At 60.7% G+C, this 430-nt stretch carries 1 pseudogene; it reads left to right on the top strand.

Annotation, left to right across the window (positions count from 1 at the left end):
* Positions 1–261 (top strand): annotated as a pseudogene (locus I6F37_RS40930) (hypothetical protein); the annotation flags it as partial.
* Between the last annotated feature and the right edge of the window lie 169 nt (positions 262–430).

Raw genomic sequence — 430 nt, 5'->3', positions numbered from 1 at the left:
CTCGATACACTGGTCCGCCTGCGTTCCGATCTTCCACATACTCCGCTTGCAGCCTACGAAGTGAGTGGAGAGTATGCCATGGTGCGTGCCGCGGGGGAGCGGGGGTGGATAGACGTGAAGGCAGTTGCGCTGGAAAAGCTGACTGCCATCAAGCGCGCCGGCGCGAACATCATTGTCACGTACAGTGCGGCCGATGCCGCACGCTGGCTCAGGGAATTGGCTGAGCGTGATTTCTCCGTCGGAATGCCATTTGAAGCGTAGTCCCGCCAGCTTGTCGCTTGCACTCCGCCCCAACCGTCGACAATCTGCTGGACACGCAGTTCCGTGACTTTCTCGATTCACAGGTCGGCTCTACGCTTGGACTCGGCCGAAATGTCGGCGTCCGGGTCGCTGTTCCGCTTGTAATAGTGCGGTAGGGGCGTTGCCGGCG

Origin of the sequence: Bradyrhizobium sp. NBAIM08, assembly GCF_020193935.1 — a bacterium.
In the GTDB taxonomy this organism is placed as follows: Bacteria; Pseudomonadota; Alphaproteobacteria; order Rhizobiales; family Xanthobacteraceae; genus Bradyrhizobium; species Bradyrhizobium yuanmingense.
Note: the sequence above shows the minus strand (reverse complement) of the source record. Positions and strands in the feature narration are given on the sequence as shown.